The 16,139-nt window shown below is 68.1% G+C and carries 16 protein-coding genes; 8 read left to right on the forward strand and 8 right to left on the reverse strand.

What is annotated here, in order from left to right; all coding sequences use genetic code 11:
* Positions 1-10: 10 nt before the first annotated feature.
* Both ACX12F_RS17985 and ACX12F_RS17990 read right to left on the reverse strand, forming a co-directional pair.
* On the reverse strand, positions 11-1,294 hold the full coding sequence (locus tag ACX12F_RS17985; protein ID WP_459365860.1) for a PucR family transcriptional regulator: 1,284 nt from the start codon (positions 1,292-1,294) through the stop codon (positions 11-13).
* Positions 1,295-1,472: 178 nt separating this feature from the next.
* Positions 1,473-2,012: an NADPH-dependent FMN reductase gene (locus tag ACX12F_RS17990; RefSeq protein WP_459365861.1), complete on the reverse strand. Its 540-nt coding sequence runs from the start codon at positions 2,010-2,012 to the stop codon at positions 1,473-1,475.
* A gap of 146 nt (positions 2,013-2,158) precedes the next feature.
* On the opposite strand from ACX12F_RS17990, the gene ACX12F_RS17995 reads away from it, so the two are divergent.
* Genes ACX12F_RS17995 through ACX12F_RS18005 form a run of 3 tightly spaced genes read left to right on the forward strand, consistent with a single transcriptional unit; the run spans position 2,159 to position 4,965 of the window.
* On the forward strand, positions 2,159-2,749 hold the full coding sequence (locus ACX12F_RS17995) for a TetR/AcrR family transcriptional regulator (RefSeq protein ID WP_459370412.1): 591 nt from the start codon (positions 2,159-2,161) through the stop codon (positions 2,747-2,749).
* 18 nt (positions 2,750-2,767) lie between these two features.
* Positions 2,768-3,805 (forward strand): DNA polymerase IV, encoded by a 1,038-nt coding sequence (locus ACX12F_RS18000; RefSeq protein WP_459365862.1) that lies wholly within the window; start codon positions 2,768-2,770, stop codon positions 3,803-3,805.
* Positions 3,805-4,965 carry an AAA family ATPase gene (locus ACX12F_RS18005; protein ID WP_459365863.1) on the forward strand — a complete coding sequence of 387 codons (1,161 nt, stop codon included), beginning with the start codon at positions 3,805-3,807 and terminating at the stop codon, positions 4,963-4,965. Before ACX12F_RS18000 ends, ACX12F_RS18005 begins: the two co-directional genes overlap by 1 nt.
* A 19-nt stretch (positions 4,966-4,984) precedes the next feature.
* Here ACX12F_RS18005 and ACX12F_RS18010 read toward each other — a convergent pair whose 3' ends face one another.
* Entirely contained in the window at positions 4,985-5,842 is an 858-nt protein-coding gene (locus ACX12F_RS18010) for an SDR family oxidoreductase (RefSeq protein ID WP_459365864.1), read from the reverse strand.
* Positions 5,843-5,868: 26 nt separating this feature from the next.
* A complete protein-coding gene (locus tag ACX12F_RS18015) occupies positions 5,869-6,501 on the reverse strand; it encodes a TetR/AcrR family transcriptional regulator (RefSeq protein ID WP_459365865.1) in 633 nt (210 codons plus the stop codon).
* A gap of 118 nt (positions 6,502-6,619) precedes the next feature.
* Here ACX12F_RS18015 and ACX12F_RS18020 point away from each other — a divergent pair, with 118 nt between their 5' ends.
* Entirely contained in the window at positions 6,620-8,101 is a 1,482-nt protein-coding gene (locus tag ACX12F_RS18020; protein WP_459365866.1) for a cytochrome P450, read from the forward strand.
* A gap of 66 nt (positions 8,102-8,167) precedes the next feature.
* Here ACX12F_RS18020 and ACX12F_RS18025 read toward each other — a convergent pair whose 3' ends face one another.
* The 3 genes from ACX12F_RS18025 to ACX12F_RS18035 all read right to left on the reverse strand — a co-directional run bounded on the left by ACX12F_RS18025 (position 8,168) and on the right by ACX12F_RS18035 (position 10,612).
* On the reverse strand, positions 8,168-8,650 hold the full coding sequence (locus ACX12F_RS18025; RefSeq protein ID WP_459365867.1) for a 2-isopropylmalate synthase: 483 nt from the start codon (positions 8,648-8,650) through the stop codon (positions 8,168-8,170).
* A gap of 154 nt (positions 8,651-8,804) precedes the next feature.
* Entirely contained in the window at positions 8,805-9,605 is an 801-nt protein-coding gene (locus ACX12F_RS18030) for a Fic/DOC family protein (protein WP_459365868.1), read from the reverse strand.
* Positions 9,605-10,612 (reverse strand): putative nucleotidyltransferase substrate binding domain-containing protein, encoded by a 1,008-nt coding sequence (locus ACX12F_RS18035; protein WP_459365869.1) that lies wholly within the window; start codon positions 10,610-10,612, stop codon positions 9,605-9,607. Before ACX12F_RS18035 ends, ACX12F_RS18030 begins: the two co-directional genes overlap by 1 nt.
* 106 nt (positions 10,613-10,718) lie before the next feature.
* Here ACX12F_RS18035 and ACX12F_RS18040 point away from each other — a divergent pair, with 106 nt between their 5' ends.
* Positions 10,719-11,468 carry a sulfite exporter TauE/SafE family protein gene (locus ACX12F_RS18040; protein ID WP_459365870.1) on the forward strand — a complete coding sequence of 250 codons (750 nt, stop codon included), beginning with the start codon at positions 10,719-10,721 and terminating at the stop codon, positions 11,466-11,468.
* Here the strand turns inward: ACX12F_RS18040 and ACX12F_RS18045 are convergent.
* Positions 11,459-12,511, reverse strand: a complete 1,053-nt coding sequence (locus tag ACX12F_RS18045) for a phosphotransferase family protein (RefSeq protein ID WP_459365871.1) — start codon at positions 12,509-12,511, stop codon at positions 11,459-11,461. The two genes, ACX12F_RS18040 and ACX12F_RS18045, sit on opposite strands and share 10 nt — an antisense overlap.
* 100 nt (positions 12,512-12,611) lie before the next feature.
* Here ACX12F_RS18045 and ACX12F_RS18050 point away from each other — a divergent pair, with 100 nt between their 5' ends.
* Genes ACX12F_RS18050 through ACX12F_RS18060 form a run of 3 tightly spaced genes read left to right on the forward strand, consistent with a single transcriptional unit; the run spans position 12,612 to position 16,119 of the window.
* Positions 12,612-14,150 carry a molybdopterin-dependent oxidoreductase gene (locus tag ACX12F_RS18050; protein ID WP_459365872.1) on the forward strand — a complete coding sequence of 513 codons (1,539 nt, stop codon included), beginning with the start codon at positions 12,612-12,614 and terminating at the stop codon, positions 14,148-14,150.
* 50 nt (positions 14,151-14,200) lie between these two features.
* Positions 14,201-14,563: a GatB/YqeY domain-containing protein gene (locus ACX12F_RS18055; RefSeq protein WP_459365873.1), complete on the forward strand. Its 363-nt coding sequence runs from the start codon at positions 14,201-14,203 to the stop codon at positions 14,561-14,563.
* Between the two features lie 32 nt (positions 14,564-14,595).
* Positions 14,596-16,119, forward strand: a complete 1,524-nt coding sequence (locus tag ACX12F_RS18060; protein WP_459365874.1) for an ATP-dependent DNA ligase — start codon at positions 14,596-14,598, stop codon at positions 16,117-16,119.
* Positions 16,120-16,139: the final 20 nt, after the last annotated feature.

Raw genomic sequence — 16,139 nt, forward strand, 5'->3', positions numbered from 1 at the left:
GCGGATGCCATCACGACCCGCCGTCGTCCGCCTGGGCGAGCAGCTGGTCACCGAACAGACTGCACAGCAGCAGCGCGACCTCGACGTCCAGGCGGTCGTCCTCGATGGGCCGGCCCCGGCGTTCGATCGCCCGCTGGACCCGGTACTTCACCGAGTTGGTGTGCAGATGCAGCTCCTCGGCTGCGGCCTTGTTGCTACCACCGGCCTTCAGGAAGGCCTGCAGCGTTTCCCGCAGGCGCTGGTCGCTGTCGGTCGAACAGGCCAGTGGGCCAAGCACTTCGGTCGCCCACGCCGACAGCGCATCGACATTCGCACCCAACAGCGCCGCGAGCGCGACCCCGCGGTGGCCGAACGCGGTGAATCGGCGCTGCGGGCCCGACGCCACCGCCACGGTGCGGGCGTTTTCGGCCTGCCGGTACGAGAGCCGAAACCCCGCGACGCCGGACTGCGGGGTACCGACGGCCACGTGCGGGCCGTCGGCCGGCACCAGGCTGCCCAGCCAGGTCACCGCCTCGTCCACGACCGCCACGGGCACCGCGACCCAGGCCCATGCCGTGGCACGATCCACCGAGATGAACAGCGGAGAATCCGCCGCGCCGATCGATGCGGCGAATTGCCGGACCAGGCGCTCCATCTCGGCCAACCGGTCCTCGGCGTCCCCGCACCACAGCACCACCGCGAGATGAGTGCGCTGCAGTGGGTATCGGATTGCCAGGGTCGCGGCGTCGACGTCAACGTCGCCACCGGCGAGCAACTCGCGAACCTCAGTGATGCGCACGCTGTTTCGGTTCTCCAGCCAGCTTTCCCGCGCCTGCTGGTACACCTCGACGACTTCTTGGGAAATCCTGTCGATGTAGTTGAACGAAATCGTCGACATCACGTCGAAGACGTCCAGCCCCAGTCCCGGACCGAGGTCCGCGGCCCTGATCTCCTCGAGCACCTCTTTCAGCACCGCCTGATGGCCCAGCCGGTAGGACCGGACCAGCACATTGGCCGAGATGTCCCGCTGGGCCAGCCGGCGCGCGTGCTCGAGCGCGGCCGCGGGAGCATGCAACAGGTCGATCGAGATGCCGTGCCGGACTGCGGCAAAGAACGCATCGATGTTCGCCGTGACCGAATCGTCCAGGACCCGCTGAAGTTGCTCTTCACCGCGCAGTTCGGCGATGGCGGACACCAGCTGCTCGGCGACCGAGCGCGTGATGTCGGTGAGCCGAGCGTCGAGCCGCGTGCCGATTCCGGCCACCGCTTGCGTCAACGCGTCATTCGCTCCGCCCCGGTCCGCGCCACCGGCCACGTCAGCTGCCTGTTTTCCCGGCCACGCCCAAACCGTAGTTCGTTGCCAGTCCTTTTGTGCCCGAAGGACGCGAGCCGACGGTTATCTGAGCGTGCGCACCCGCCACCCGGCACATAGCCCAGGGCCGTCGCCATCCGTCAGCCGCTGGCGACGGCCCTGATGGTCATCCGAGCTCTGGTCAGCCGACCTCGGCGGCCAGCTTGGCGATGACGCCACGCACGCCGTCGACCACCTCGGCAGCCTCGCGCGGATGCTTGCCGTCGAACGCCGACGCCGGCAGGGACAGCTTGACGTCCACGACGTCCGCTCCGGCGATGCCGAACGACTTGCGGCTCTCGTCGTGCGCCCAGACACCGCCGTACTGGCCGAGCGCGGTACCGATGACCGCCAGCGGCTTGCCGACGACGGCACCGGCGCCGTACGGGCGCGACAGCCAGTCGATCGCGTTCTTCAGGACAGCCGGGATGGTGCCGTTGTACTCAGGGGTCACGGCCAGGATGGCGTCGGCGTCACCGGCGATCCGGCGCAGCGCCACGACCGCTTCCGATACCGACTCGTTGTCCAGGTCTTCGTTGTAGAAGGGCAGCTCGCCCAGTCCGTCCGCCACGCGTACCGTCACGCCTTCAGGCGCCGATTCGACCGCCACCTCGGCCAGCTGGCGGTTCAGCGATGCCGCACGCAGGCTGCCGACCAGGACCAGGACCTTGGTATCTGCCATATTCTTTCCCCTTAGCTCGTGTGTGGCCGGCTCCGACGAACCGATCCTCGCATGAGTCAACCGGACCATGGTCCGATTAATTCCGTCTGAGCTAAAGTTTTTTCATGAGCGACGGGCTGGCGCAGCTGCGGCCGACAAAGCTGCCCATGCCAGGCCTGCCGATGACGCCCGCGGCGCCGGTCGAGCGCGGCGATGCGGCGCGCAACCGGCTGCTGCTTCTCGACGCGGCTCGCCGCCTCATCGCCGAGCACGGCGCCGACGCCGTCACCATGGACGACATCGCGGCCGAGGCCGGTGTGGGCAAGGGCACCTTGTTCCGCCGGTTCGGCAGCCGCTCCGGCCTCATGCTCGTGCTTCTCGACGAGGACGAGCAGGTCGAGCAGAACGCCATGATGTTCGGCCCGCCTCCGCTGGGTCCTGGCGCACCGCCGCTGGAGCGGCTACTCGCCTACGGCCGCGACCGGCTCCAGTTCGTCTGGCAACACCGCGCCCTGCTGTCCGACGCGGGGCGCGATCCGCAGAGCCGCTTCGGGGCCGCTGCCGCCGTCCACCGCACCCACGTCCGGATGCTGCTGCACTCGGCGGGCACCACGGGGAACCTGGACGCCCAGACCGATGCCCTGCTGGCCCTACTCGACGCCGACTACGTCAGCCACCAGCACGACGATCTGGGCCAGAGCCTGCACGCGCAGGGTGATGCGTGGGAAAGCGTGGCGCACAAGCTTTGTGGGACCTGACGTGAGCGGGTGTCTGAGATGACCAGAGCGCCCTGGGTCCTGCACGTCGACCTCGACCAGTTCCTGGCTTCCGTCGAACTGCGCCGTCACCCCGAGCTGGTCGGGCAGCCGGTCATCGTCGGTGGCAGCGGCGACCCCACCGAACCGCGCAAGGTGGTCACGTGCGCCTCCTACGAGGCACGGGAATTCGGCGTCCACGCCGGGATGCCGCTGCGCACCGCCGCTCGCAAATGTCCCGAGGCTGTCTTCCTGCCCTCCGACGCGGCCGCGTACGACGAAGCCTCCGAGCAGGTGATGGGCCTGCTCCGCGACCTCGGGCATCCGGTCGAGGTATGGGGCTGGGACGAGGCGTACGTCGGTGCCGCCGTGGACGATCCGTTCGAGCTGGCCGAGAAGATTCGGGCCGTGATCGCCGCCGAGACCGGGCTGTCGTGCAGCGTCGGCATCAGTGACAACAAGCAGCGGGCCAAGGTCGCGACCGGATTCGGTAAACCAGCCGGAGTTTTCGCGCTCACCGCCGAGAACTGGATGACAGTCATGGGCGACCGGCCGGTCGACGCGCTCTGGGGCGTGGGCCCCAAGACCGCGAAAAGGCTTGCGGAACTGGATATCACCACCGTCGCAGAGCTGGCCCGAACCGATGCCGAACTGCTCACCTCCACCTTCGGCCCGACCACCGGATTGTGGATTCTGTTGCTGGCCAAAGGCGGCGGCGATAGCAACGTGACGGCCGAACCGTGGGTGCCGCGGTCGCGCAGCCATGTGGTGACGTTCCCGGCAGATCTCACCGACACCGCCGAGATGGAAGCCGCGGTCGTCGATCTGGCGCGGCGGACCCTGGCTGAGATCGTCGGGCAGGGCCGCGTCGTCACCAGGGTGGCCGTGACCCTGCGCACCAAGACGTTCTTCACCCGCACCAAGATTCGCAAGTTGCCGGTGGCCGGTACCGACCTGGAGGCCATCACCAGGACCGCGATCGATCTGCTGCACGACTTCGAACTGGACCGGCCGGTGCGACTGCTCGGGGTGCGACTGGAACTGGAGATGCCACAGTAGTGCTGACCACTATCGCCATCCGGGGCTACCGGTCGCTGCGCGAGATCGTCCTGCCCCTGTCGGAACTGACCGTGGTGACCGGAGCCAACGGCACCGGCAAGTCCTCGGTGTACCGGGCGCTGGGCTTGCTGGCCGACTGCGGGCGCGGTGAGGTCATCGGGTCCCTGGCCCGCGAAGGCGGGCTGCAGTCGGTGCTGTGGGCCGGCCCGGAGAACACCAGCGGCGCCCGCCGGACCGGCACCACCGAGGGCACCACCCGGACCCGACCGGTGTCACTCGAACTCGGCTTTGCGGCAACCGATTTCGGCTACTTCATCGACCTCGGTCTACCGCAGGACCCGGGCCACAACTCGATGTTCGGTCAGGACCCCGAGATCAAGCGGGAGACGGTGTTCGCCGGGCCGACTCCCCGGCCCAGCAGCACCCTGGTGCGTCGCACCCGGACCTACGCCGAAGTGGCCTCCGACTCGGGCCGCGGCTTCGACGAATTGACCCGCGCCCTGCCGAGCTACCGCAGCGTGCTGGCCGAGTACGCCAATCCCGAGGCACTGCCCGAGCTCGCCGCGGTCCGGGATCGATTGCGCGACTGGCGCTTCTACGACGGCTTCCGGGCCGACCGGGACGCGCCGGCCCGCCGCCGCCAGGTGGGCACCCGGACCCCGGTGCTCAGCGACGACGGCAGCGACCTGGCCGCCGCCGTACAGACGATCCTCGAAGCCGGGTTCGACGATCTGGCGCGCGCGATCGCAGATGCGTTCGACGGCGCCGAGATATCGGTGAGCTCCGACGGCGGGTTGTTCGAATTGCAGCTGCACCAACGCGGCATGCTCCGTCCGCTGCGTTCGGCCGAATTGTCCGACGGCACACTGCGATTCCTACTCTGGGGCGCGGCCCTGCTGTCCCCGGAACCGCCTCAGCTGATGGTGCTCAACGAACCGGAGACGTCGCTGCATCCCGACCTGGTGGGCCCACTGGCGGACATGATCGCCGCGGCCGCGCGCAAGACGCAGCTCGTCGTGGTCACGCACTCGGCACGGCTGCGCGAGCGGCTGGCCGCGTGCGACGCGAGCGAAGTCGAGCTGATCAAGCAGTGGGGCGAAACCGAGATCGACGGCCAGACGATGATCAGCGCGCCGCCATGGGACTGGGGAAAGCGCTGAAGTTCAGAGGCTTTGGGACTCAGCGTCGCTTCGGTCGCAGCGCCCGCGTGAACAACACGTTCACCTGGCGCATCGCCACGCTGTAGGGCCACCACGCCAGCCGCTTGAACAGGTACAGCGTCCGGATGTCCGGCGAGGTGTAGATCATGAACTTGTTCTTGGCCACGCCCGCGAGGAGCTTGTCCGCGGCCTGCTCCGGCGACACCGCGTGTCCGGCGAACCGGGCCACCCACCGCTGCACCTGTGGATGCTCGCGGTCCACGCCGGCAATGTGAACCGTCTGCACCAGAGGGGTCTTCACCGCGCCGGGCACCACGACCGACACCCCGATGCGATGCCGGGCCAGATCGAAGCGCAGTACCTCGCTGACGCCGTGCAGGCCGTACTTGCTCGCGCTGTACGCGGCGTGCCACGGCAGCGCGACGATGCCTGCGGCCGACGACACATTGGCCACGCGTCCGCCGCGGCCGGCGGCCACCATGGGCGGCACCATGGTCTCGATGACGTGGATGGGGCCCATCAGGTTGACGTCGACCATCGAGCGCCAGTGCTGATGGGTCAGGGTGCTGACGGTGCCCCACGCCGAGATTCCGGCGATGTTGAGCACCACGTCCATGGCCTCATGCCGGCTTTGGATGTCCGCGGCGAAGGCCGCGACCGCGTCGTAGTCGGAGATGTCCAGCGCGCGGTACTCGGCCACCTCACCACCGAGCGCGCGAGCATCGGCGACGGCCTGTTCCAGGCCCGCGGCATCACGGTCGGTGAGATACAGGATTGCGCCCTGCTGGGCCAGCTTGAGCGCGGTCGCCCGGCCGATGCCGCTGGCTGCCCCCGTCACGAAACACCGCTTGCCTGCGTAGCCGCTCCACCGCGTCATGGCCCGACCCTACACAGGCCCCGTCTCTAAACAGGGAGTTGGCCGCCGCCCCATAACGCGCTGAGCCACAGTCGCTCCACGACGTCGACGGCGCGTTGCGGGTCCCCACCGCGCCCGATGAAGGCGCTGTCGCGCGACAACGTGTAGGCCGTCGTCGACACCAAGATGCGAACCAGCGTCGGCAGGTCGTCCGAAATCGGGCGCCGGCCGGCGTCCTGCTCGACGAGCCCGACGATCTTGGCGATCACGCCGTCTTCGAAGTCGGCCATCAAGTCACGAATTTCGGCATCCGTGTTCTGCGCGGCCGTGCACGCCGCCATGATCGGGTCGTTGATCGCATAGACGGCGGCGGCGCTGCCCACCATCCGCTTGGCGAAGGCCGCCGGCGTCTCATCCGGCTCACGCGGCGCAAAGTTGTGGGTGAGCGCGTCGAGTTCCTCCATCGCCTCGGACACGATCCGGGCCAGCACGGAGTACTTGGAGTCGAAGTAGAAGTAGAAACCTGACCGCGCCACACCCGCCCGCGCACTGATGGTGCTGACGGACAGTTCGGCGAACGGCCGCTCCTGCAACAGTTCGCGCACCGCCTCGATGATGGCGTCGCGTTGCTTGTCGCCGCGACTGCGGCCCTTGTCGGCCGTCTCGACTTCAGCACTCATAGCGCTCACGATGTCATCGCCGACACGCCAACTCAAAACTTGACACGCGTCAAGTGTGCCAGCCAAGATGACATCTGGTGGTGACTTTCACCACAAACATCGCATTCAGGAGTGGTACATGGCGACCATCAGCACCCCTCGCTACCTGCTCGATCAGGCCTGGCGCCGGCTCAAGCCGACGCCGGTCACGGTGCCCGGAATGGGCATCGTCGAACAGCGACTTCGGGCCAAGCAATGGAATGAATTCATGTTCGCCGAGCCGCCTGCAGGCAGCGGCCTCAAGGCGATCATGGGCGACTCGGGACTACCGGTCATCGGCCACCTGATCGAGACCTTCCGGGGCGGCCCTGACTACATCCTCGAGCAGTACCGCAAACACGGTCCGCTGTACTTCTCCGATTCACCCGCGCTGTCGGCCGTGATGGCGGTCGGGCCGGACGCCACCCAGGCCGTCTTCTCCAACCGCAACAAGGACTTCTCCCAGCGCGCCTGGGATCCGGTCATCGGACCGTTCTTCGAGGGCGGCCTGATGCTGCTCGATTTCGACGAGCACATGTTCCACCGCCGCATCATGCAAGAGGCGTTCACTCGTACCAAGCTGTCCGGCTACGTCTCGCACGTCGACTCGGTGGCCAGCTCGGTGCTGGCCAAGGATTGGGTGGCCAACGACGCCCGGTTCCTGTTCCACCCCTCGGTCAAGGAGCTGACCCTGGACATCGCCGCGGAGGTCTTCATGGGCATCCCGGCGGGTACCGACCACAAGCTGGTCACCACCATCAACCAGGCCTTCACCACCACCACCCGGGCCGGCAATGCCATCGTCCGGACCTCGGTACCACCACTGACCTGGTGGCGCGGCATTCAGGCCCGCAAGACGCTGGTCGACTACTTCTCCCGTTCCATCGCCGAGAAGCGCCGCAGCGAGAGCACCGACATGTTCAGCGTGCTGTGTCACGCCCAGGACGAGGACGGCGGGAGCTTCACCGACGACCAGATCGTCAGCCACATGATCTTCCTCATGATGGCCGCGCACGACACCTCGACGTCGACCATGACCACCATGGCGTACCACCTGGCCGCCAACCCCGAGTGGCAGGACAAGCTGCGTGCCGATTCGGCCCGCATCGGTGATGGCCCGCTGGACATCGAAGCGCTGGAGAAGCTCGAGACCTACGATCTGGTGATCAACGAAGCGCTGCGGATGATGACGCCGCTGCCGTTCAACTTCCGCCGCGCCGTGCGGGACACCGAACTGTTGGGCTACTTCATTCCGGCGGGCACCGACGTCGTCACCTGGCCGTCGGTCAACCACCGACTCCCCGAGTTGTGGACAGATCCGGAGAAGTTCGACCCGGACCGTTTCGCCGAACCGCGCAACGAGCACAAGAGGCACCGATATGCGTTCGCACCGTTCGGCGGTGGTGCACACAAGTGCATCGGCATGGTGTTCGGTCAGCTCGAGATCAAGACCGTGATGCACCGGCTGCTGCGCCGCTACCGGCTGGAGTTGCCGCACCCCGGTTACCAGCCCTGGTACGACTACGGCGGCATGCCGGTACCCGTGGACGGCATGCCGATCGTCCTGCGACCACTCACCTAGGACGCCGAGAGGCCAGCCGCCGCACGGTTTGTTCGTAAACCTGTGCGGCAGCCGGCCTTTCAGCGTTTACGCGTGCAGCCGGTTGGCGCAGGCGATCATCGCCCGCAGCGCCGACTGGACCGGGTCTCGTGCCCAGCCCATGGCCCACTCGGAGCGGACGCCGTCGGTGCCGTAGATGAACGTCGCGATGCCACCGCCGACGGCTGGCAGTTGGTGGAACTTGATCATCTCGACGGCCACACCACGCTCGTGCAGCATGGCGGTGAGGGCGGCGACGGGGCCTGTCGCCGCTGCCGTGGAGGTCGCGATGCGGTCGCCGACGGCGATGCTGGCCCGGTACCGCCGCGCGGCGGTGACCCCACGGCGGCGGTCGTCGTCGCCCGCGGCGCCCCAGCTGCCCAGGCGGATCGGCCCACGCTGTTGTCCGTAGTGGTCGATGAAGGTGTCGTGGCACATCGCTTCTGCGTGTTCACGCAGGTCACGAGGCACGGGGCGGTCAAACAGATCCGCGAAACGCGACGTGGTGGAGATGGCGGTGGAGGTGAACATGCTGTCGGTCTTTTCTGCTCAAAGAAGTGACCGACAGGTAGTAGCGTCCGACCCACAGCGAGGGGTCGGTCAGGATCAGACCCCGCTGTGGGTACTGGCTACTACGAGCATGTGAAGCATGGTCGCCGAGGTTAGTCCGCGATCCCGTCTCGGGTCAAGGCGATTTCACCGCACGGTTCAGCAGCCACAGGAACGGCCGGTGACTGGGGTGTCCATCGCGATGCAGCGGCATGCTGTCCCGGGAAGCCGAATACCAGGCGGCACGGGTGACGTGGGTGAAGTCCAGTTGCCGCCCGCACCGGCCGGCGAGCGCGTGCAGCAGCAGCATCCCGGTGCGCCCGTTGCCTTCCCGGAACGGGTGAATCTGGTTATACCGGGCGTACAGCCGGGACAGTTCCCACGCCAGCCTCGCGTTGTCGTATCCAGCTCCAACGTCCGCCAATACCGTTGCGGCAAGCTCGATTTCGCCGATTCCCCCGGCGACGTCCACCTGCCAGGTGAAGGCGGAGCCCCCGCGGCGAAGGTCGACGGTACGCAGCTTTCCTGCCCACGGGTACACGTCACCGAAGAGCTCCCCGTGCAGTGCGCGAACGTCGAGGCTCGTCTCTGGCGCGCACTGCCGAACGTGCCACAGCACCATGCGGCCCGCCGTCACCTCATATTCCGCGGCCGCCAGATCAGGTCCGTTCTGGATCCCGAAGTTGTTGCGCAGCACCGATGTTCCGGGGATCAGGTACGGCGCTCGGCGCCGGAGGAATCGGCGACGCGCCGGCGCCGCCGGGTACCGCTCGCGACAGCACGCGAGATAGTCACCGAACGCCAACGCTCCGGAAGCGAGGGCACCCAGCTCGACGATGTGGGCGGGCTCGGGCTCCCAGCCTTCGATGCGCTGAGCGGCGAGCGTCTGCTGCACCGCGTGGTGTGCGGCGATCACGGCCGCGGTGGTCTCGGTCATCAGCGGAACGCCGATGTCGAGGCGAGGAACGCCAGTTTGCGGCTGATGCCGGCCACCTCGCGGGCCACGCTACGCAGCATGGCTCGCTCTTGCGGTGGCAACTCCGACAAGACCACCTGATCGGTGCCCGCACGCGACGTCCACCGAAATCTCAGCAGCACGGTGAAACACTCTCGCAGGCTCGAAACATCATCGGCATCCAGTACATTCGCGGCACCGGCGGCGTCGAGCCGGCTCGGCGTGGACAGGCCGGTGGCGCCGGCCGACAGCGCCGCCCATCGCGCGATCTTCACGATTGGATCGATCGCCGCCAGTTTGAGGTCGACGGTGTCGGATTGGTTGGTCAGCATGCGCAGCCGGGAGGGAAACGTTGCGCGCAACATTGTGGCGTCCTGCAGCAGATACTGGCGGGCCGGATAGTGATGGCCGGCGGCGCGCACCACCTGGGCGCGCAGTAAATCCTCGGCCAAGGTCGAGTCGGCCAGATGGACGGCGCGGGAGTCGGCCAACACACCGGTCATCACCACGCCACGGTCCGCCCGCGGATCGGATGTCCAGTGCGTGATGCCGTCGGACCAGGCATTCGCCGATCGGCAGAACCTGGGCCGGCTGGCCAGTACGCCATTGGCGTCGGCGCGCACCCCGCTCCGTTCCAGCACGGCATGCACCGCGGCCGCCGCCGTCAACGCCTCGTCTTGGTCTGCATCGTCCTCGATCATGACCAGCGTCTCGACGTCGGATCCGGACACCGCCTCACCCCGCGCGACACTGCCGGAGACGAACCACGACCACGGCAAGTTCGTGGACGTCAGCCGCACGGCCGCTGCCACACCGGATCGCAGCATGTGCGACCACGAGGCGGCGACATCAACAGCCGGCGTGGACGCGCGCGCCGCGGCCCGCACCGCCTGCAGGCCCTGCTCGATGCCCGACCGCAGCGCGCCCTCGCCGTCCGCCGCGTGGATCGCGGCGAGGACGGCGTCTACGCCAAAATCAGCGGAGGACATGCAGATGTTTCTATCGGACGACAGTTAATTTCGCGATTCGTGCACGATTTTCCGCGCTCACCGCGGATTCTCGTGCACAAATCGCGAGGTTGTAGGGTGTGCCGCGATGAGCTGGCAGCACGCACTACTTCTGCTCGCCGCCGGTATCGCGGGCGGCCTCACCGGAAGCATCGCGGGTCTGGCTTCCGTCGCGACCTACCCGGCGCTGCTGATGGTCGGGCTGCCGCCGGTGGCGGCGAACGTGACCAACACCGTCGCGCTCACCTTCAACACCATCGGGTCGGTGTGGGGCTCGCTCCCCGAGCTCGACGGCATGGGTCCCTGGCTGCGTCGCGTCCTGCCGGTCGCCGCGCTCGGCGGGGCGGCGGGAGCCGCACTGCTGCTGGCCCTTCCTGCGGAGGGCTTCGAGGTGGTGGTTCCGCTACTGCTCGGGCTGTCGTCCGTCACCATCGCGATCCCCCAACGGCCGGGCGCCGATACCGAACCCGGCCGGGGACGGGAACTGCTGATCGCCGCCGCGATCTTCGTGATCTGTTTGTACGGCGGTTATTTCGGCGCCGCCGCCGGCGTGGTGCTGCTCGCCCTGATGCTGCACAGCGGCAGCGAGTCGATGGCCCACGCGAACGCCGCGAAGAACGTCATCCTCGGTGCGGCCAATGGTGTTGCCGCCGTGGGATTCATCGCGCTCGCGCCGGTGAACTGGATTGCCGTACTGCCACTGGGCATCGGGTGCCTGGTGGGCTCCCGGCTGGGGCCGGTCGTGGTGCGGCGCACACCGGCGACGCCGCTGCGCGTGACCATCGCGGTGGCCGGTCTGGCGTTGGCCGTCAAGCTGGGCTGGGATACCTACCGATAGACGAACGGGTTGTCGCCCTTGGCAACCCGCACACCGAGGTGGATCAGCTCGGTGGCAGAGGCATGCAGCTTCTCCCCCGCCTCGCGGTCGGCCAATCCTGCCAGGAACCGAGACCAGGTGCCCTCGATGACGATGCCCAATTTGAAGCAGGCCATCGCGATGTACCAATCCAGATGCTCGGTGCGCCGACCACCTGCGGCCAGATAGGCATCCAGCAGTTCGTCCCGTCCCGCGAGGCCCCCGGCCTCGGCCAGCGCGGCGCCGACCACGATGGCATTGGGCGCCGTCGGCCAGCACACCAGCATCCAGCCCAGGTCCAGCAGCGGGTCGCCGACGGTGCACATCTCCCAGTCGACGAATGCCGCCAGTTCCGGCCGGTCATGGCGCAGTATCACGTTGTTCAGGTGGCAGTCGCCGTGCATGATCCCGGGCTCGCCATCAGGTGGCCGGTTGTCGGTCAGCCAGGTCGCCAGTTCCGCTACCCCGTCCAGCGATTCAGGGTCGTAATTGTCATGCCGATAGCTCTGCAGCAGTCCGGCGAACTGCGGAACCTGTCGCGCCACAAATGATCCCGGCTTGCGGATGGCCGCCAGCGGGCTGCCTTCCCAGGCCACGTTGCCCAGCTGCGCCAGGCTCGCCGCGTACGACACTCCCACGTCATGCCGCAGTGTGGCGTCGGTGGCGTACGCGGGCGACAACTCCTCGCCCGGATTGAAGCCGTCGACCTCGGCCATCAGGTAGAAAACGACGCCGAGTACCGACGGGTCCTCGCAGCCGGCGATGAACGCGGGATGTGGCACCGAGGTTCCGGCCACGGTCCGCAGCACGGCGATCTCGCGCTGCATGGTCTTGTCGCTGGTCGGCCGTGGATGCAGCGGCGGTCGGCGCAGCACCACCGGCCGGCCGTCGATGTGCAACCGCACCACGATGTTCTGGGTACCGCCGGTCAGCGGCTCGACGTCGGTGAGGTGCTCACCCAATCCCTCGGCGCGGATCCAGTTCTGGACGATGTCTCGGTCACGGTCGGTCAGGGTCGGCTGCATGATGCAGTGATTCTGGCCCGGAATCGGTCAATCGGGCAGGTAATTCTTACGATCCGTTCTCATTCGGGCTTGCCCACTGATGCGCCCGTACTGTGGCGGTGTGGCACTTCGACTGGACCCGAACCGATCGCTCGCCGGCCTGGCGGCCGCAGCCGTCGCGCTCGGCGTGGCTGCGCTCCTGGCGGTTCCGTTCGGGCCGCACGCCGATTCCCGCACCGCGGTCGGGTCTGTGATCATCGACCTCACCCCGGGACCGGTCAAAGAGTGGGCCATCCAGACCTTCGCCACCAACGACAAGCTGTTCCTGACCGTCGCGGTACTCGTGGCCATCGCGGTGATCGCCATGGCGACAGCACAATTCGAGGATCGGAAGGTCGGCAGCGTCGCCCTCGGGCTGGCCGGGGTGCTGGGCAGCGTCGCGGTGATGTCCCGCACCGGCGCCCGCCCCATCGACATCGTCCCGTCGCTCGTCGGCGCGGCGGCGGGCATCGCGGTACTGCGGCTGCTGGTCTCTGAGCGTCTCGATCCCTCGACGCCGGCCACCAGCCCGGACACCGATGCCGCGGCCGATCCCGGCCGGCGCCGATCGCTGGCGACACTGGGCTTCCTGGCCGCCGGCACGCTGGCCGGCGTCATCGGGGTGGTGCTGGGCCGCGCGGCGGCGTCGGTCTCGGGCGACCGCAGTGCCTATACCCCGCCGGCCCCCAAGGTCCCCGGCCCGCCGATACCGCCGGATGTGCAACCCGCTGGAGTGGACCTGCCGCCGTTCATCACTCCGGCGGCCGACTTCTACCGGATCGACACGGCGCTGTCCGTCCCCCAGGTGCAGCGGCAGGATTGGCGGCTGCGGATCCACGGCATGGTCGACCGCGAGGTGACCTTCCGGTTCGATGAGCTGGCCCAGTTCGAGGCGGTCGACAAAGTGGTCACGCTGACCTGCGTGTCAAACCCCGTGGGCGGCAACCTGATATCGAACGCCACCTGGACCGGCTATCGCGTGCGCGACCTGCTGGCACGGGCCGGCGTGCACACTGATGCCGACATGGTGTTGTCCACGTCCGTGGACGGCTTCACCGCGGGCACCCCCGTCGAGGCACTGACCGACAACCGCGATGCCTTGCTTGCTGTCGCCATGAACGGCGATCCGCTGCCCACCGAGCACGGTTACCCGGCGCGGCTGGTGGTGCCCGGGTTGTACGGCTACGTGTCCGCGACCAAATGGCTCGTCGACCTCGAACTCACCAGATTCGATCGGGCCCAGGCCTATTGGACGAAGTTGGGTTGGTCGGCCCACGGCCCGATCAAGACCGAATCACGCATCGACGTGCCCCGCGCCGGAGCCGGCGTGCCGACGGGTACTGCGACTTTCGGTGGCGTCGCCTGGGCACAGCACCGAGGGGTCAAAGCGGTGGAAGTCCGGATCGACGACGGCCCGTGGCGGCCCGCGACACTGGGCGCCGCGTATTCGAACGACACCTGGCGGTTGTGGAGCTACACCTGGCAGGCCACCGAACCCGGGCGCCACACCATCACCGTCCGGGCCACCGACGGCACCGGCGCGGTTCAGACGGCCGACGTCGCCGGCGCCGTCCCCGATGGGGCGACCGGCTGGCACTCGGTGTCCTTCACCGTCGTATGAGTCCGAAATATTCGGTTGGCGAGCCAGATCCGCCTCACTACGGTGACCGGATGACCGAACCCGCCCAACAGTGGCGCACCGACCTCCGGGTCCGACTGACCGCGGCACGCAAGTCGAAGGACGTCATTTCGACCGCGGCGATCCGCAGTGCGCTCAGCGCCATCGACAACGCGGAGACCCCGGACGTGCCGGTGCCCCGGGCCGGAGCCATCGCCGACAGCGCACACGGTCTCGGTGCGGCCGAGGTCGACCGCCGACGCTTGACCGACGACCAGATCCGGGCGTTGATCGGGGCCGAGGCCGACGAACGGCGCACTGCGGCGGCACAACTGCGCTCGGGCGGCCACGACGACCGCGCCGAGCAGATCCAGGCCGAAGCCGCGGTCTTGGATGGATTACTCAGCGCCGGCTGAAGATTGTCGGTCCCCCGTGCCAAGCTGGATTCGTGCTTCTCACCGACGTCGCCGTGGCCTCAGCAGACGTCGGAGCGGTGTCTGCCCGGTCGGCGAAGATCAGCCGCATCGCGGCGCTGCTCGGCGCGGCAGCCGGTGATCCGGCCACTGTCGCCGTCGTCGTCGACTGGCTGTCCGGTGAGTTGCCGCAGCGGCAGATCGGGGTCGGCTGGGCGGCGCTGCGTTCGCTGCCGCCGCCGGCCGACAGCTCGGCACTGAGTGTCATCGAGGTCGACGCCGCGCTGTCGGCCATCAAGGCCGTCGCCGGCAGAGGTTCAACTGCCACCCGCACCGAACTGCTCCACGGCCTGTTCGGGGCAGCCACCGCGGCCGAGCAGACGTTCCTGCGCGGACTGCTCAGCGGCGGGCTCCGGCAAGGCGCGTTGGCCGGGGTGATGGCCGACGCCGTGGCCAAGGCTGCGGGCATCGCGGCCGCGGACGTGCGGCGCGCCGCGATGCTCAGCGGCGACCTGGCCACAGTGGCAGCCGCCGCGATGTCCGATGGCGCCGACAGCCTGCAGCGCTTCACCCTGACCGTCGGCAGGCCGGTGAGCCCGATGCTCGCGCAGACGGCCACCGGAGTCGGCGACGCACTCGAAAAGCTGGGTGGCGCGGCAATATTCGAGACGAAGCTCGACGGGGTTCGACTGCAGATTCACCGGGCCGGCTCCGAGGTGTCGGTCTTCACCCGCAGCCTGGACGACATCACGGCCCGGGTGCCCGACGTGGTGAACGCGGTGCTGGCCCTGCCCGTCACCGACCTGATCGCGGATGCCGAAGCCCTCGCCCTACGGGCCGACGGTCGTCCGCACCGGTTCCAGATCACGTCCTCCCGGATCGGCAAACGCACTGATGACGGGGCGCAACCGCTTTCGGTGTTCTTCTTCGACATCCTGCACCGCGACGGCACCGACCTGCTGGATCAGTCGGCAACCCAGCGCCGGAACGCACTCGAGGAGGTCGTTCCCGAGCCGCTCCGGGTACGCCGCTGCGTCACCTCCGATTCGGTTGTCGCCCAACAGTTCCTCGAGCAGACGCTTGCCGCCGGTCACGAAGGCGTGATGGCCAAGCACCCCGCGTCGCCCTACGAGGCGGGCCGGCGCGGCGCCGGCTGGCTGAAGGTCAAGCCGGTGCATACCCTCGATCTGGTGGTGCTGGCCGTCGAGTGGGGTTCTGGCCGGCGCACAGGCAAGCTGTCGAACATCCATCTTGGCGCCCGCGATCCGGATACCGGCGGATACGTCATGTTGGGCAAGACCTTCAAAGGGATGACCGACGCGGTGCTGGACTGGCAGACCGCGCGGTTCACCGAACTGGCCGACGGCCCGATGGACGCATATGTGGTGCGGCTGCGGCCCGAGCAGGTGGTCGAGATCGCGTTCGACGGCGTGCAGGGTTCGAGCCGTTACCCCGGCAGGATGGCGCTGCGATTCGCTCGGGTGCTGCACTATCGCGACGACAAGCGGCCGGAGGAGGCCGATACCATCGACACCGTCAGGTCGCTGTACGAACGCTGAGTGTTACCCCGCAATTCGGC

The sequence above is a fragment of the Mycolicibacterium sp. HS_4_1 genome, assembly GCF_054515875.1.

Bases quoted from the DNA above. Each gene is read 5' to 3' on its own strand.
- ACX12F_RS18030 (WP_459365868.1), bottom strand. From the start codon at position 9,605: ATGACCGAGACCACCGCGGCCGTGATCGCCGCACACCACGCGGTGCAG.
- ACX12F_RS18020 (WP_459365866.1), top strand. From the start codon at position 6,620: ATGGCGACCATCAGCACCCCTCGCTACCTGCTCGATCAGGCCTGGCGC.
- ACX12F_RS18055 (WP_459365873.1), top strand. From the start codon at position 14,201: ATGACCGAACCCGCCCAACAGTGGCGCACCGACCTCCGGGTCCGACTG.
- ACX12F_RS18035 (WP_459365869.1), bottom strand. From the start codon at position 10,612: ATGTCCTCCGCTGATTTTGGCGTAGACGCCGTCCTCGCCGCGATCCAC.
- ACX12F_RS18015 (WP_459365865.1), bottom strand. From the start codon at position 6,501: ATGAGTGCTGAAGTCGAGACGGCCGACAAGGGCCGCAGTCGCGGCGAC.
- ACX12F_RS18025 (WP_459365867.1), bottom strand. From the start codon at position 8,650: ATGTTCACCTCCACCGCCATCTCCACCACGTCGCGTTTCGCGGATCTG.
- ACX12F_RS18000 (WP_459365862.1), top strand. From the start codon at position 2,768: ATGACCAGAGCGCCCTGGGTCCTGCACGTCGACCTCGACCAGTTCCTG.
- ACX12F_RS18010 (WP_459365864.1), bottom strand. From the start codon at position 5,842: ATGACGCGGTGGAGCGGCTACGCAGGCAAGCGGTGTTTCGTGACGGGG.
- ACX12F_RS17990 (WP_459365861.1), bottom strand. From the start codon at position 2,012: ATGGCAGATACCAAGGTCCTGGTCCTGGTCGGCAGCCTGCGTGCGGCA.
- ACX12F_RS17995 (WP_459370412.1), top strand. From the start codon at position 2,159: ATGCCAGGCCTGCCGATGACGCCCGCGGCGCCGGTCGAGCGCGGCGAT.
- ACX12F_RS18040 (WP_459365870.1), top strand. From the start codon at position 10,719: ATGAGCTGGCAGCACGCACTACTTCTGCTCGCCGCCGGTATCGCGGGC.
- ACX12F_RS18045 (WP_459365871.1), bottom strand. From the start codon at position 12,511: ATGCAGCCGACCCTGACCGACCGTGACCGAGACATCGTCCAGAACTGG.